The following is a 14,527-nucleotide window of genomic DNA, read 5'->3' on the forward strand; positions in this document are numbered from 1 at the left end:
AATTAGAAAGAAAGGATGGTACTGGAGTATTTAAAATTATTCGTGACATTTGCGAAGATTGGGATGTTTACTATTGGTGGCGGTTATGCCATGATTCCGTTGATTGAACGGGAGATTGTTAACAAGCAATGGATGAATAAGGAAGAGTTTATGGAGATGTTTGCTTTGACGCAGTCGCTTCCGGGTGTGTTTGCGGTGAATATTTCTATTTTCGTAGGGTATAAGTTGTATAAGGTGGGTGGTAGCCTGGTGTGTGCATTGGCTACGATTCTTCCCTCTTTCGTTATCATGATGCTGATAGCCATGTTTTTTGCACAGTTTCAGGATAATGAAGTGATGATTCGTATCTTTAATGGAATACGTCCTGCCGTGGTAGCATTGATTCTGTTTCCTTGCATTTCTGCTGTTAGAGCTCTGAAACTGAAGTATTTGCAATTGGTTGCTCCTGCCATAGCCACCGTGTTGATCTGGCAGTTCGGCTTATCACCTATTTATATTGTGTTGGCCGGAATTATAGGGGGATTGGTATATACATTATGGTTGAAAGAAAAAATAGCGAATAAACAGGTATGATATATTGGCAATTACTTTGGGTGTATCTTAAAATAGGTATGTTTGGTTTTGGGGGTGGATATGCGATGCTTTCCCTGATTCAACATGAAATAGTGGATCTCCATCATTGGCTGACTCCTCAACAGTTTACGGATGTGGTCGCAATTTCGCAGATGACTCCGGGACCGATTGGTATAAATAGTGCTACTTACGTAGGTTATGCGGTAACACAAAGTGTTTGGGGAGCTGTGTTGGCTACTGTAGCTGTTTGTTTGCCTTCTTTTATTTTGGTGTTGCTCATTTCTTATTTCTTTGCGAAGTGTAAGGATAATAAGTATATTAAGGCGGCTATGTCCGGACTGCTTCCTATGTCGGTCGCCCTGATTGCTTCGGCTGCATTGCTTATGATGAATAGAGAGAATTTTATAGATTATAAAAGTATCGGTATTTTCGCAGCCGCCTTTTTGGTTACATGGAAATGGAATCTTCATCCTATTCTGTTGATTTGTCTGGCGGGCGTGGTAGGATTCGTTTTATATTGAGAATTCAAATATTTGATTAAATCTATATTGCTATGAGAACTTTTATTTGCATTTGTTTGTGTGCATTGGCGGGATGCTTATCTGCTCAAAACTGTACTTCCGCATTGTTGCCCATGCCCAATCGGATTCTTTTTGGTAAGGAAAAACCGTTTGCCGTTCATGGTGGGAAAACGTGTATTTACCTGAACCAGTCTGAACTGGAATTTGCGGCGCATAGTCTGCAAGATATTCTGCATGACAGAATGCAGGTGGAAGTTCCTTTTTCGAAATCGGATCGTGCAGATATCCGGTTACTGATTGATCCTGCTATGGATGGAGAAGAGCATTACCGTCTTGAAACAAATACTAAAGGAATGGTTATCCGGGGAAAGACTGCCGCAGCTGTTTATTACGGAGTGATGACCGTGGACCAGCTCCTTTTAGGTGATATGTGTGTCACAGCTCAGAAGAAAATATCTTCGGTTATTATAGACGATGCGCCAAGATTCTCTTATCGTGCATTGATGCTTGATCCTGCCCGGAATTTTCTTCCGGTTGAGGATGTGAAATTTTTCATCGATCAGATGGTTCGGTACAAATACAATACGCTGCAACTGCATTTGACGGACGATCAGGGATGGCGCGTAGAGATAAAAGAGTATCCTGGACTGGTGGGGAAAGATTATTATACCCAAGAGCAACTTGCCGACTTGATTCAATATGCCGCAAAACGCCATGTGGAGATTGTACCTGAACTGGATATTCCCGGACATACTGTTGCTATATTGGCCACCTATCCTGAACTGGGTTGTACACATACGGATACACTACCGAAGATTGTAGGCAAGACATTGGATTTGATGTTGTGTGCCAACAATGAGAAAGTGTATACTGTCTATCGGAATATTATCAAAGAAATATCGGAGTTATTCCCATCCCGCTATATCCATCTGGGGGGAGACGAAGCGGTAGTAGAGAAGAACTGGACCAAATGCGAACGTTGTCAGGCGATGATGAAAGAACTGGGGTATCAGAAAGCTTCCCAGTTGATGATTCCTTTCTTCGACCGTATGCTTACGTTTGTTCAGGAGAATGGTAAGACTCCTATACTTTGGTGTGAATTGGATCGTATTTATCCGCCGGCCAATGATTATTTGTTTCCTTATCCCAAGAATGTAACATTGGTTAGTTGGCGGGGAGGACTGACTCCTACTTGTCTGGAACTTACCCGTAAATATGGTAATCCGTTGATTATGGCGCCGGGTGAATATGCTTATCTGGATTATCCCCAGTATAAAGGCGACCTTCCGGAATTTAATAACTGGGGAATGCCTGTCACCACTTTAGAGAAGTGCTATCAATTCGATCCGGGATATGGAGTATCTGCCGCGGATCAGGCACATATTCAAGGTATTATGGGAACCCTTTGGGGAGAAGCGATCCGGGATATGAACCGGGTGACCTACATGACTTATCCGCGTGGTATGGCATTGGCGGAAGCCGGATGGACACAAATGGAACATCGTGATTGGGAATCTTTTAAAAAACGTCTTTATCCTAATATGATGAATTTGATGAAAAAGGGAGTATCCTTACGTGTTCCTTTTGAAATTGTAAACCGGAAATGATTTCAGTTTTCCTGATTTAAAAAAAACGGGAGGCAGATAACTCTGTCTCCCGTTTCTTATATATATAAGTATGGTGTTAGCTCTTGTTTGCACGTTTACGTTCGATTTCGTCCAAAATCACTTTACGCATACGCATTGCTTTAGGAGTAACTTCTACATATTCGTCTTCCTTAATATATTCCAGTGCTTCTTCAAGTGAGAACTGGATAGGTGGAATCAGACGTACTTTATCATCCGAACCGGAAGCACGCATATTCGTCAACTTCTTCGATTTGGTAACATTGATAACCAGGTCGTTGTCGTGAGAATGCTCACCTACTACTTGTCCTGCATAAACATCATCCTGCGGGAAGATAAAGAACTTACCGCGATCCTGCAATTTGTCGATGGCATAAGCGAAAGCAGTTCCACTTTCCATAGCAATCATAGAACCGTTCGTACGACGTTCGATTTCTCCTTTGTGCGGCTGATATTCTTTGAAGCGGTGTGCCATGATGGCTTCGCCGGCAGAAGCAGTCAGTACATTGGTACGCAATCCGATGATACCACGTGAAGGCATATCGAATTCGAGATTGATACGTTCGCCCGTGTTTTCCATTTTCACCATCTCGCCTTTACGACGGGTAACCATATCAATAATCTTGCTGGAATATTCTTCCGGTACATTGATGGTCAGCTCTTCAATCGGCTCGCATTTCACACCATCGATTTCTTTGAAGATAACCTGTGGCTGACCTACCTGTAATTCGTATCCCTCACGACGCATCGTTTCGATCAATACAGAAAGGTGGAGTACACCACGGCCGGAAACAATCCATTTACCGTCTTCTTCACTCTTCCTTACACGGAGAGCCAGGTTCTTATCGAGTTCTTTCATCAGGCGGTCATGGATGTGGCGTGAAGTCACAAACTTACCATCCTTGCCGAAGAAAGGAGAATCGTTGATCGCAAACAACATACTCATGGTCGGCTCATCAATAGCGATTGGCGGCAATGCTTCCGGATTTTCGAAATCACAAACAGTATCTCCAATCTCGAATCCGTCGATACCTACCAGTGCGCAGATGTCACCGGAAGAAACTTCGTTTGTTTTCACGCGGCCTAAACCTTCGAAAACATGGAGTTCTTTGATTTTGCTCTTGAACATATCGCCATTGCGTTTCGCAAGCGTTATATTCATACCTTCTTTTAATGTACCGCGATGTACGCGACCTACGGCGATACGACCGGTATAAGAAGAATAATCCAGAGAAGTAATCAACATCTGGGGCGTACCCTCCAGTTGTTTAGGTGCCGGAATATTTTCGATGATACAATCTAGTAGCGGAGTAATACTGTCAGTCTGTTGCTTCCAGTCGGTGCTCATCCAGTTGTTTTTGGCGGAACCATAGATTACGGGGAAGTCCAGTTGGTCTTCCGTTGCGTTCAGGCTGAACATCAAATCGAAAACCATTTCGTAAACTTCTTCCGGACGGCAGTTAGGCTTATCTACCTTATTAACTACCACGATAGGTTTCAAACCGATTTCCAGCGCTTTTTGCAGTACGAACCGAGTCTGGGGCATCGGACCTTCGAAGGCGTCTACCAACAGAATACAACCGTCGGCCATATTCAATACACGTTCTACCTCACCACCGAAGTCGCTGTGTCCCGGAGTATCAATAATATTAATTTTTGTACTGTTGTAATTGATGGATACGTTTTTGGAGAGAATCGTTATACCACGTTCACGTTCCAAATCGTTGTTATCCAGGATAAGTTCACCACTATTTTGGTTGCTGCGGAATAAATTTCCGGCCAATAGCATCTTGTCAACCAGCGTTGTTTTCCCATGGTCAACATGGGCAATGATTGCAATGTTTCGAATATTTTGCATATAATACCTATTATTTGGCTGCAAAGGTACGAAAATAGGATTAGAAATATATGCAATGATAGCAATTTTTTCTTGTAAATCGTTGTGTGATATAAAGATAATGCCTATCTTTGCACGCTCAAAAGAATAATTTATCAATTAAAATTCTAAGAATTATGTATTTAGACGCTGCTAAAAAGCAAGAAATCTTCGGAAAGTACGGAAAGTCTAACACTGATACCGGCTCAGCTGAGGCCCAGGTGGCTTTGTTTTCCTACCGTATTTCTCACCTGACTGAGCACATGAAGCTCAACAGAAAAGATTATAGTACTGAAAGAGCGTTAACAATGTTGGTAGGTAAGCGTCGTCGCTTGCTCGATTACCTGAAAGCAAGAGATATCGAAAGATATCGTGCTATTGTTAAAGAGCTCGGTTTGCGTAAGTAATCTACTTGTCGCGAAAAGATTAAGAGCCGTTCCTCATTATAGAGGAGCGGCTTTTTTTAGTTTCTTCTTTTTCTTCCTGATAGTCGTATTTTCTTCGGTTATAATTGTGTTCATCTAAAGATTTTGCTATTTTTGCAGCTTAATTATTATAATTTATCACCTTTGATAACTAAAATGCTTTCAAAATGGATACAAGTAAGATTGTTGGCGAAAAAATTAAAGCCCTCCGCGAAGATAAATCAATAAGCATAGAAGAGTTGGCACAACGTTCGGGTTTGGCTATCGAACAGGTTGAACGTATTGAGAATAACATTGATATACCTTCTCTTGCACCGCTAATTAAAATTGCGCGTGTGTTGGGAGTACGTCTGGGGACTTTCCTTGACGATCAGGATGAAGTCGGACCGGTGGTTTGTCGTAAGAAAGAAGCCAAGGATGCGATTAGTTTCTCCAATAACGCGATTCATTCTCGCAAACACATGGAATATCACTCGTTGTCCAAGTCAAAGGCGGATCGTCACATGGAGCCGTTTATTATCGATGTGATGCCAACGGAAGATACCGACTTCGTGCTTTCTTCTCATGAAGGGGAAGAATTTATCATGGTTATGGAAGGTATCATGGAAATCAGCTACGGCAAGAATACCTATTTGCTGGAAGAGGGTGATAGCATTTATTATGATTCCATTGTTCCTCATCATGTACATGCTTACGAGGGGCAGGCTGCAAAAATCCTGGCAGTAGTTTACACGCCAATTTAATGAAATAGTAGGAACCAAGACTTAAGTATAATTACATGCAATTATTTGATCGTACTTTGGGGCAGTGGCTCGAGCACTGGGCTGAAGAGACTCCCGATAAGGAATATATCGTTTATTCCGACCGCAATCTCCGTTTTACCTGGAGTCAGTTGAACCGTCGTGTGGATGATATGGCGAAAGGGCTTATCGCCATTGGTGTGGAACGTGGTACCCATGTGGGTATCTGGGCGGCTAATGTTCCCGATTGGTTGACATTGTTGTACGCTTGTGCGAAGATCGGTGCAGTATATGTTACTGTAAATACGAACTATAAACAATCGGAGTTGGAGTATCTTTGCCAGAACTCGGATATGCATACGCTTTGTATCGTGAATGGCGAGAAGGACAGTGACTTTGTGTAGATGACCTATACAATGCTTCCCGAATTGAAAACCTGTGAACGCGGACATTTGAAGAGTGAACGTTTTCCGTACATGAGAAATGTAGTGTATGTAGGGCAGGAGAAACATCGTGGTATGTATAATACAGCGGAGATTCTGTTATTGGGAAATAATGTGGAAGACGACTGTTTGAGCGAACTCAAAAGCAAGGTGGATTGTCACGATGTGGTGAATATGCAATATACATCGGGAACTACCGGTTTTCCGAAGGGAGTAATGCTGACACATTATAATATTGCCAATAATGGATTTCTGACTGGTGAACACATGAAGTTCACGGCGGATGATAAACTTTGCTGCTGTGTTCCGTTATTCCATTGTTTCGGAGTGGTGTTGGCCACCATGAACTGTCTGACTCATGGTTGTACGCAAGTAATGGTGGAACGTTTCGATCCGCTGATTGTATTGGCTTCTATTCATAAAGAACGTTGCACGGCCCTTTATGGCGTACCGACTATGTTTATTGCCGAGTTGCATCATCCGATGTTTGATCTCTTTGATATGTCTTGTCTTCGTACAGGTATTATGGCAGGTTCTCTATGTCCTGTTGAACTGATGAAGCAGGTGGAAGAGAAAATGTATATGAAGGTGACCAGTGTGTATGGACTGACAGAGACTGCACCGGGTATGACAGCTTCTCGTATTGATGATCCGTTTGATGTACGTTGTAATACGGTAGGACGTGATTTTGAATTTACGGAAGTAAAAGTGATCGACCCGGGAACTGGTGAAGAATGTCCGGTTGGCGTACAAGGTGAGATGTGCAACCGTGGATATAACACCATGAAAGGATATTATAAAAATCCGGAAGCAACAGCAGAAGTGCTTGATGAAAACAATTTCTTGCATTCCGGTGATTTGGGTATCAAGGATGAAGATGGAAATTACCGAATTACCGGACGTATCAAGGATATGATAATCCGGGGTGGCGAGAATATTTATCCGCGCGAAATAGAGGAGTTTCTTTATAAACTTGATGGAGTGAAAGATGTTCAGGTGGCAGGTATTCCTTCTAAGAAATACGGTGAGGCAGTCGGAGCATTTATTATCTTGCAGGAAGGTGTGAAAATGCAGGAAGCTGATGTTCGTGATTTTTGTAGAAATAAGATATCCCGTTATAAGATTCCGAAATATATCTTCTTTGTGAATGAATTCCCGATGACAGGTAGTGGAAAGATTCAGAAGTTCAGATTGAAGGATCTGGGATTACAGCTTTGTAAAGAGCAGGGAATAGAAATTATTTAAGGCCTGTGATTGTTTAAGGACACACAAAGTTTTTCGATATAATAAACGATGAACGGTGAACGAACTGCATGATTGTTTGCAGAGAGTTCACCGTTCATTATTTATATTATTGTCTTATCCGGCTTTTGTTGTAGCAGCTAAGTATTATACGCTGCTAAATGAAATCGTCACCCAGTTGCATTTGGGCGTCATTCACATATTTACGGATGGCATGTTCTTCATCTTTGCGGCAGATTAAAAGAACATTATCTGATTCTGCTATTAGAAATCCTTCCAATCCATCGATTACGGCCAGTTTTCCTTTGGGAAGTACTACCATGTTATCTTTACTGTCATAAATAAGTGAATGGCATTTTAGAGTGACATTGCCTTCCGGATCTCTTTCTGATAAATCATAAAGTGATCCCCAGGTTCCAAGGTCAGACCAGCCAAAATCTCCTAACGATACATACACGTTATCCGCTTTTTCCATAATACCGAAGTCGATGGATACATTAGGACATGCGGGGAAATTTTCTTCAATAAATGCTTTTTCCTTATCGGTGGCATAAATATCTTTTCCCGGTGCCAGTTTGGAAGCTAATTCAGGCAACAAGTCTTCACTTGCTTTGATGATTGTATTTACATTCCACATAAACAGGCCGGAATTCCAGTAAAATTCTCCGCTTTCTACGAATACTTTAGCTAATTCCAATTCAGGTTTTTCAGTGAATGTTTTTACTTTGTAGAAGTTTCCTCCTGCGGGTTCATCTATTTGTATATATCCATATCCTGTTTCCGGGCGATTGGGTTTAATACCTAATGTTAGTAGTTTTTCAGAGCGTGAAACAAAATCAAGTCCTTTTTCGATAGCGGCAAGAAACTCATCTTCTTTTAATATTAAATGGTCTGAAGGTGCAACTACGATATTGGCGTTTGGATTCAGTGCCCGGATGTGGTAAGAAGCCCATGCTATACATGGAGCAGTGTTTCGTCTTGCAGGTTCCAGCAGAATTTGGTTTTCGCTCACTTCAGGCAATTGTTCTTTCACTAAGTCTGCATACATTGCATTGGTAACGATGAAAATGTTTTCTGTTGGAATAACCTTTTGGAACCGGTCAAAAGTCTGCTGTAAAAGTGAACGACCCGTTCCGAAGAAATCTAAGAATTGTTTGGGCAATGTTTTGCGGCTAAACGGCCAGAAGCGGCTTCCAATGCCGCCACCCATAATCACGCAATAATTATCCTGGTTTGTCATGATAGTGACTCTATTTTAAAGTTTCTGCTAATGTACGGTTTATTCTCTGAATAGAGAAGTGTTTAAGATATGTTTTATTATTTTTTTCTCCTTTTTTTTGCCAAACTATTGTGGATTCAAAATAATGTCGTATCTTTGCACCGCAATTGAGAAATCAAGTATGCGCCCAGATGGCGGAATCGGTAGACGCGCTGGTCTCAAACACCAGTGGATTCACTTCCATCCCGGTTCGACCCCGGGTCTGGGTACAGGAAGGAAAGCTAAGTATTGAGTAATCAACTACTTAGCTTTCTTTTTTTATTTAAGTTTCCCCACATGTGTAAAATGACGGTAAGAAAACAGTCATTTTGTTTGGTAGAATGTTATATCAGAAGTACTTTTGAGGAAAGTAACAATAAAGACAGTCTATCATGGAAAAAGTATATTTTTTGCTAATGTCTTTTCTGTAGAGCTTTAAAATCAATTCATATTATTAATATGGAAAATAAGCAAATTGTGTTGTCATTTGTAGATGCGTTGACAAGTAATGGCAAGAGTGTGGAACTGCCCGAAGAATTTAATTATTTCGGGAAACTGATTGGTAGCTGGAATTTCGATTATATTGACCACAACATGTCCTGTTCTACTAAAGGAGAATGGCATTTTTCATGGGTTCTTGAAGGTATGGCAGTACAAGATGTTATTATTTTGCCTTCGCGGGATATAAAAAATGAAACCCCTCATCCTCTCACTGAGTACGGAACAACACTTCGTATCTACAATCCGGATACACATGCTTGGGATATTGTCTACTGTTATACAGGGAAAATTATGCGACTTGAAGCAAGGAAGCAGGATGATATGATCGTTCTTACGAATATGGACGATAAAAGAAAGAAATGGGTTTTCGTTAAAATTGAGGAGCGTAAATTCCATTGGCAGAATGTAACTGTAAAAGACGACGGCGAATGGAATATAAATGTGGATTTATATGCTGAGCGCGCATAATAAGTATTTTGAACGACATATTTCATTGGCAAATCTTTGTCAGCACACATCAGAACATAGGATTATGAAACTAAAGATATATTTGATAATGAGCCTGCTATATTGGGGATTTAGTAGTTGTATCCACGCCCAGAAGAAAAACGAGGAGACATCGGTGGAGACATTCAAGTTGATGATAGACAATCATGAAGTCTTTTTGCCATGTACTCTTGCAGACATGGAAAAGGCGGGCTGGAACCTCGAATATAAAGATGCTGGAATACAACAAGTCACAATGGGCGGGTATATGGAAGTCACTCTTGTCAATCAGAAAGGGCAAAAAATAGATGCTATTTTTATCAATCCCACAGAGGAGGGCTTGACGATCCGTGAAAGCATTATTTTTTCCTTGAGATCGGATATTGCGTATGAGGATAAGGGAATTATAAGTTTTGCACTGCCCGGAAATATTGAAAGTGGAAAATCAACATTGGAAGATGTAGAAAGGATTTATAAAGAACCGTCTCAGATAGATGAATATCCCACAAGCAAGAAATATATCTATAACGAAGCCGATACAAAAGTAGAAACTCTTCATGTGGCGGTGACTCGCGGAGTAACCCGGAATTCTTTTTCTGTATTTCTGGCGACTGATGGTAAATACAAGAATAAAGTAACGGGTTTTGATATCACTTTCGTGGATGATCTGATAAAGCAGGATGAAATATACATCCCCGCATTAAAGAAAAAAGTACCGGTATTTTATTACTATGATTAGTGGTCTTTCGGACTTTTCATTAATAGAATAATTCCGGATTATTACTTTTATAGGTTGTAGTTGTGTAGCGTGTTGTTGTACTATGTACTGCCAGTGTTTGCAGGGTGTCCTGAACTTGGGTATGACACCCCAGCAAATCATTGATTATAGAGCTAGTCAGTCGTTATTTGTCCAGCCATTTCTTGAATGTGGCAGCTTTCTCCCGGCTTATCAAAATTTCCTCCTGCGGATACCCATTCATTTCTACCTTTAATTTATAATTGAACCAGTTGCTGACTTTCTTAATGTGTCCCACCTGTATCATATGCTGACGGTTTGCACGGAAGAAAGAAGCAGGATTCATTTCCTTTTCCAGTTGGTCCAATGTGGAAGGAATGGTGGCAGAGGTGCCATCCGTCAGATAAAGGCGGGTTATGTTCTGTTGAGAGTGGATGAAACAGACGTTTTGGACTTCGATAGTGATATATTCATCTCTGCGGGATACCAGAAATCTTTCCCGATAATGAGGGGTGGGAATAGCCCCACTCAGGTATTCCAATAGCTGTTCCAGGTTCGGGGCAGTGGTAGTCGGAGATGAGGGGGATATTCTTTCTATCGCTTTTTGTATAGCTGCTTCCAATTCATCCGAGTCGATAGGCTTCAGCAAATAGTCGATACTATTGAATTTAAATGCCTGTATAGCATACTGGTCATAGGCAGTGGTGAAAATGATGGGCGAGACTATCTTCACTTGGCGGAAAATGTCGAAACTTAATCCATCCTGTAGGCGGATATCGGAGAATATCAGATCCGGCTGCTCCCGTTGGAGGAAATCTATGCTTTGGACAATACTTTTGGTGATGCCGGAAATTTCGTAATCAGGGTGCAGTGCACAGATGTAACGTTGCAGGCGTTCGGCACTGTGGTTTTCGTCTTCTATAATCAGAACTTTCATGGAATTTATTATTTCGTTTAAAGCGTTGAAAGGGTGACACGATAGATGTGTTCATCCTGATAGATTTCAGGGGCGGGAGCACCAGTGAGCTGATACCGCTCTTTGATATTTCGCAGCCCGATGTGGTGGGTGGAAGAGTTCGGAGTAAGAGGTTTGCAGTTGTTTTCCACTACCAATTTATCCCCGTCGGAATATACCCGGATGAATAGCGGTGCTTCTTCCGACACTTGATTGTGCTTGATAGCATTCTCCAGTAACATCTGCAATACAATGGGAGGGATCTGTCTCTCGCGGATAGCGTCCTGAACTTGTACTTCTACCTGTATGGCATCCTCAAACCGTATTTTGAGTAGGAAGATATAAGCCTCCAGACTGGATAATTCATCGGCAACGGATGAAAGATTTTTATCGACATTAGCTACGATATGCCGGTAAACTTTGGAGAGACATTTGATGTAGATGGGAGCTGTGGCATCTCCCGTCTCTACCAGGTCGAGCAGGATGCTGAGATTATTGAATATAAAATGCGGGTCTATCTGCATCTTCAGCGCGTCAAGGCGTGATTGCTGACGTTTCAATTGCAGTTTTTTTTTCTTCTTTTGCAGAATGATGGAGATAGACATTAGAATGAGGATGACGTTAAAAGCAATGACAATAATCCAGCAATAGAAGACCCAATACCGGTAGTATTCTGCCTCTGCGACTTCGGAGTCACGGATCGTTTTTCGAAGTTTATCCACATTCTCAATTTGAGCAAGGTCCTCGTTATAAGCGATGCTGTCTATCTGTGCTTGATAATGCGTCAGTCTTTCCAAGCAGTCTGATACACCATTGAGAGAACCGGTACGTATATTCAGATCTGTCAACTGGCGATAGACTTTCAGGCAGATGAAGGGGTTGTTGCTCTGACTGCTTCGGTTTAGGTAAAAACGAGCGGAATCGATTTGTTGAAGATCGGAATGTATCTTGCCGAGCAGATAGTCGACTGAGTCCTGATATAAATGCGGGATTTGCAGAGCATAGATACGAGCGGAGTCAGGCATGTGCTTGTCGGCATATTTTTCGCTGAGGAGGAATAATAACCGGGCTTGCAAGGAGCCGGAGTAACCTTTCATAGAAGCAGTTTTGAGCAGAGGAATACTCTCATCGCCATCATTTGTCCGGGCGTAATAGTGGGTGAGTTCAGAGTAGGCTTCGGCAATGAGAGAGGGATTGTTTAGTTCCCTGGCCAGAGAGAGGGCGGCGAGTTTGGCCTCTTTCTCTTCTTTCATCATGTGTTTAGTGTGGTAAACCTGCCCTTTGAAGTTGTTGAGGTAGAAGTTTAGTTCGCGAAGATCGTACACATCGTTGTTGTATTGTGTGCAGAGGGTGAAATATTCTACGGCTTCAAGCAGGAAATTAGAGTGACGGGCTATCTCGCCCCGGTAGTAATATATTTCAGTCAGGTGTAGTGAGTCCGCTTTATATTTGAAGTAAGGACTGACGATGTTAAGTAGTGAATCCGGCACAAGATATTCCTGTATGCCGATGAGAGCACCGGCTTTTACTAAATCGCACATCATATAGTTCCTTTCGCTCAAGAAAGTACGGTTTATCTGTTCCACATCTGCCAGTGCTTTTCGTGGATTCACTTCAATGAGTCTGTTGGCATACTCCAGGCGGCTGCGTGCGGAGCGGTTCACGCGATAGAGGTAGTAAGCGGAAAAGCTTACTACAAGCAGGGATATTGCGGCTGTGAGATAAATACGTTTTCTTATCATAACTGCGTAATCAAGTCTGAAATGCAAGTCTATTTATTAGGATGGACTCTTATCTTTGTTTGGGCAAAAGTAGTAAATAATACCAAATAGCATTACATCTTCATCACAACTTTATATGGAGGGGATAGGTATTTGGCTTCATTCATTCCGTTTCACCACTTATCTCTGCGGTTTCGTCCCCCAAAAATCCGGCTTTGACCAGAATTACATTGTGGGAGCGGGCGCTGACACCTACTTTTGCACCGCTCTTGTGAGAACTAATCAATCACTATAATACATTGAATTTTATGAAAATGGAAACAAACAAAATGTGGCAAATCTTCATGCTGACAACACTCCTTACTCTTGCCGGATGCAAGAACGGAGGAGGAGAATATTCGCAGTCTGTATCGGAATATGCGATGATGCAGGTGGCACCAGTCAATAAAACTCTTTCTACCCAATACCCGGCGGCTATCCAGGGTAAGCAGGATATTGCTATCTTTCCGCAGGTGACGGGAACCATCACCCGATTGTGTGTAAATGAGGGACAGGCGGTGAAACGTGGACAAGTGCTTTTCATCATCGACCAAGTTCCCTATCAGGCAGCTTTGGCCACAGCCCGGGCGAATATGGAAGCAGCCGATGCAACATTGGCTACGGCACAACTGACTTACGATAGCAAGAAAGAACTCTTTGCTCAAAACGTCATTTCGGCTTATGAATTGAAAACGGCCGAGAATAATCTGTTGATGGCAAAAGCCGAACGTGCACAAGCCAAAGCGCAGGAGCTGAGTGCTGCCAATGACCTTTCCTACACCGAAGTGAAAAGTCCCTCGGATGGAGTGATCGGTACACTTCCCTATCGCGTTGGTACACTTGTTAGTGCCGGAATGGCACAGCCACTGACTACTGTATCAGACAACTCGGACATGTATGTTTACTTCTCAATGACGGAAAATCAACTCTTAGGACTCATTCGCCAATATGGTTCTAAAGAGAAGGCTTTGCAGTCGATGCCTACCATCGAACTGGTGTTGAATGACCGGACTACCTACGAAGAAAAAGGTACCATAGCAACTATCAGCGGAGTAGTGGATGCTTCGACAGGAACCGTCAGTGTACGGGCAGCATTCCCCAACAAGAACGGACTGCTGCATAGTGGAAGCTCGGGAAATGTGGTGGTTCCATCGGTCTACAAAGACGGTATCATCATTCCTCGTGCAGCAACTTACGAAGTGCAGGACAAGGTCTTTGTCTATAAGGTAGTGGATGGCAAAACGCATTCTACCCAAATAAGTGTGGAGCGTGTGGACGGTGGACAGGATTACATCGTGACGAACGGACTTTCCGTAGGGGATGAAATCGTGACAGAAGGTGTCGGACTACTACAGGATGGAATGCCGATAACAAAGAAGAAGTAAC

12 protein-coding genes, 1 tRNA gene and 1 pseudogene are annotated in these 14,527 nt (G+C 42.3%); 10 read left to right on the top strand and 4 right to left on the bottom strand.

Translation table 11 applies throughout. The features are described from left to right. The first annotated feature begins 15 nt into the window (after positions 1 to 15). The 3 genes from DXB58_RS15620 to DXB58_RS15630 are packed head-to-tail and all read left to right on the top strand — an operon-like array spanning position 16 to position 2,701. Positions 16 to 573 (top strand): chromate transporter, encoded by a 558-nt coding sequence (locus DXB58_RS15620; protein WP_009000949.1) that lies wholly within the window; start codon positions 16 to 18, stop codon positions 571 to 573. Continuing rightward, positions 570 to 1,094 carry a chromate transporter gene (locus DXB58_RS15625; RefSeq protein ID WP_099145733.1) on the top strand — a complete coding sequence of 175 codons (525 nt, stop codon included), beginning with the start codon at positions 570 to 572 and terminating at the stop codon, positions 1,092 to 1,094. The genes DXB58_RS15620 and DXB58_RS15625 overlap by 4 nt, the downstream gene beginning before the upstream one ends. A 32-nt stretch (positions 1,095 to 1,126) precedes the next feature. Beyond that, positions 1,127 to 2,701 (top strand): beta-N-acetylhexosaminidase, encoded by a 1,575-nt coding sequence (locus DXB58_RS15630; RefSeq protein WP_122137455.1) that lies wholly within the window; start codon positions 1,127 to 1,129, stop codon positions 2,699 to 2,701. Positions 2,702 to 2,777: 76 nt separating this feature from the next. On the opposite strand, the gene typA is transcribed toward DXB58_RS15630, so the two are convergent. Continuing rightward, positions 2,778 to 4,577, bottom strand: coding sequence for a translational GTPase TypA (typA, locus tag DXB58_RS15635; RefSeq protein WP_122137483.1), 1,800 nt, complete (start codon positions 4,575 to 4,577; stop codon positions 2,778 to 2,780). 155 nt (positions 4,578 to 4,732) lie between these two features. Between typA and rpsO the strand changes: the two genes are divergently transcribed. From rpsO to DXB58_RS15650, 3 genes and pseudogenes are all read left to right on the top strand, one after another. Further along, complete coding sequence (gene rpsO, locus DXB58_RS15640) at positions 4,733 to 5,002, top strand: 30S ribosomal protein S15 (RefSeq protein WP_004296393.1); 270 nt, start codon at positions 4,733 to 4,735, stop codon at positions 5,000 to 5,002. Positions 5,003 to 5,187: 185 nt separating this feature from the next. After that, the gene (locus DXB58_RS15645) at positions 5,188 to 5,763 is read left to right on the top strand and encodes a helix-turn-helix domain-containing protein (RefSeq protein ID WP_004296396.1); all 576 of its coding nucleotides are present in this window, start codon (positions 5,188 to 5,190) and stop codon (positions 5,761 to 5,763) included. 35 nt (positions 5,764 to 5,798) lie between these two features. After that, positions 5,799 to 7,448, top strand: a pseudogene (locus tag DXB58_RS15650) (AMP-binding protein). Positions 7,449 to 7,602: 154 nt separating this feature from the next. Here DXB58_RS15650 and DXB58_RS15655 read toward each other — a convergent pair. After that, complete coding sequence (locus DXB58_RS15655) at positions 7,603 to 8,685, bottom strand: mannose-1-phosphate guanylyltransferase (RefSeq protein WP_122137456.1); 1,083 nt, start codon at positions 8,683 to 8,685, stop codon at positions 7,603 to 7,605. Positions 8,686 to 8,849: 164 nt separating this feature from the next. Between DXB58_RS15655 and DXB58_RS15660 the strand changes: the two genes are divergently transcribed. From DXB58_RS15660 to DXB58_RS15670, 3 genes are all read left to right on the top strand, one after another. Next, a tRNA-Leu gene (locus DXB58_RS15660) sits at positions 8,850 to 8,933 on the top strand. Between the two features lie 229 nt (positions 8,934 to 9,162). Beyond that, complete coding sequence (locus DXB58_RS15665; RefSeq protein ID WP_122137457.1) at positions 9,163 to 9,672, top strand: hypothetical protein; 510 nt, start codon at positions 9,163 to 9,165, stop codon at positions 9,670 to 9,672. A 64-nt stretch (positions 9,673 to 9,736) separates the two neighbouring features. Further along, positions 9,737 to 10,429, top strand: a complete 693-nt coding sequence (locus DXB58_RS15670; protein ID WP_147338733.1) for a hypothetical protein — start codon at positions 9,737 to 9,739, stop codon at positions 10,427 to 10,429. A 163-nt stretch (positions 10,430 to 10,592) separates the two neighbouring features. Here DXB58_RS15670 and DXB58_RS15675 read toward each other — a convergent pair whose 3' ends face one another. Continuing rightward, complete coding sequence (locus DXB58_RS15675; RefSeq protein ID WP_122137459.1) at positions 10,593 to 11,363, bottom strand: LytTR family DNA-binding domain-containing protein; 771 nt, start codon at positions 11,361 to 11,363, stop codon at positions 10,593 to 10,595. 17 nt (positions 11,364 to 11,380) lie between these two features. Continuing rightward, entirely contained in the window at positions 11,381 to 13,123 is a 1,743-nt protein-coding gene (locus DXB58_RS15680) for a histidine kinase (protein WP_122137460.1), read from the bottom strand. Between the two features lie 293 nt (positions 13,124 to 13,416). Between DXB58_RS15680 and DXB58_RS15685 the strand changes: the two genes are divergently transcribed. Next, positions 13,417 to 14,526, top strand: coding sequence for an efflux RND transporter periplasmic adaptor subunit (locus DXB58_RS15685; protein WP_369907142.1), 1,110 nt, complete (start codon positions 13,417 to 13,419; stop codon positions 14,524 to 14,526). The last annotated feature ends 1 nt before the right edge of the window (position 14,527 follow it).

The organism is Bacteroides sp. OM05-10AA, assembly GCF_003439055.1.
Classification (GTDB): domain Bacteria; phylum Bacteroidota; class Bacteroidia; order Bacteroidales; family Bacteroidaceae; genus Bacteroides; species Bacteroides intestinigallinarum.

Coding starts and splice junctions, on each gene's coding strand:
- rpsO (WP_004296393.1), top strand. CDS start 4,733: ATGTATTTAGACGCTGCTAAAAAGCAAGAAATCTTCGGAAAGTACGGA.
- DXB58_RS15655 (WP_122137456.1), bottom strand. CDS start 8,685: ATGACAAACCAGGATAATTATTGCGTGATTATGGGTGGCGGCATTGGA.
- DXB58_RS15675 (WP_122137459.1), bottom strand. CDS start 11,363: ATGAAAGTTCTGATTATAGAAGACGAAAACCACAGTGCCGAACGCCTG.
- DXB58_RS15680 (WP_122137460.1), bottom strand. CDS start 13,123: ATGATAAGAAAACGTATTTATCTCACAGCCGCAATATCCCTGCTTGTA.
- DXB58_RS15670 (WP_147338733.1), top strand. CDS start 9,737: ATGAAACTAAAGATATATTTGATAATGAGCCTGCTATATTGGGGATTT.
- DXB58_RS15630 (WP_122137455.1), top strand. CDS start 1,127: ATGAGAACTTTTATTTGCATTTGTTTGTGTGCATTGGCGGGATGCTTA.
- DXB58_RS15620 (WP_009000949.1), top strand. CDS start 16: ATGGTACTGGAGTATTTAAAATTATTCGTGACATTTGCGAAGATTGGG.
- DXB58_RS15645 (WP_004296396.1), top strand. CDS start 5,188: ATGGATACAAGTAAGATTGTTGGCGAAAAAATTAAAGCCCTCCGCGAA.
- DXB58_RS15685 (WP_369907142.1), top strand. CDS start 13,417: ATGGAAACAAACAAAATGTGGCAAATCTTCATGCTGACAACACTCCTT.
- DXB58_RS15665 (WP_122137457.1), top strand. CDS start 9,163: ATGGAAAATAAGCAAATTGTGTTGTCATTTGTAGATGCGTTGACAAGT.
- DXB58_RS15625 (WP_099145733.1), top strand. CDS start 570: ATGATATATTGGCAATTACTTTGGGTGTATCTTAAAATAGGTATGTTT.
- typA (WP_122137483.1), bottom strand. CDS start 4,577: ATGCAAAATATTCGAAACATTGCAATCATTGCCCATGTTGACCATGGG.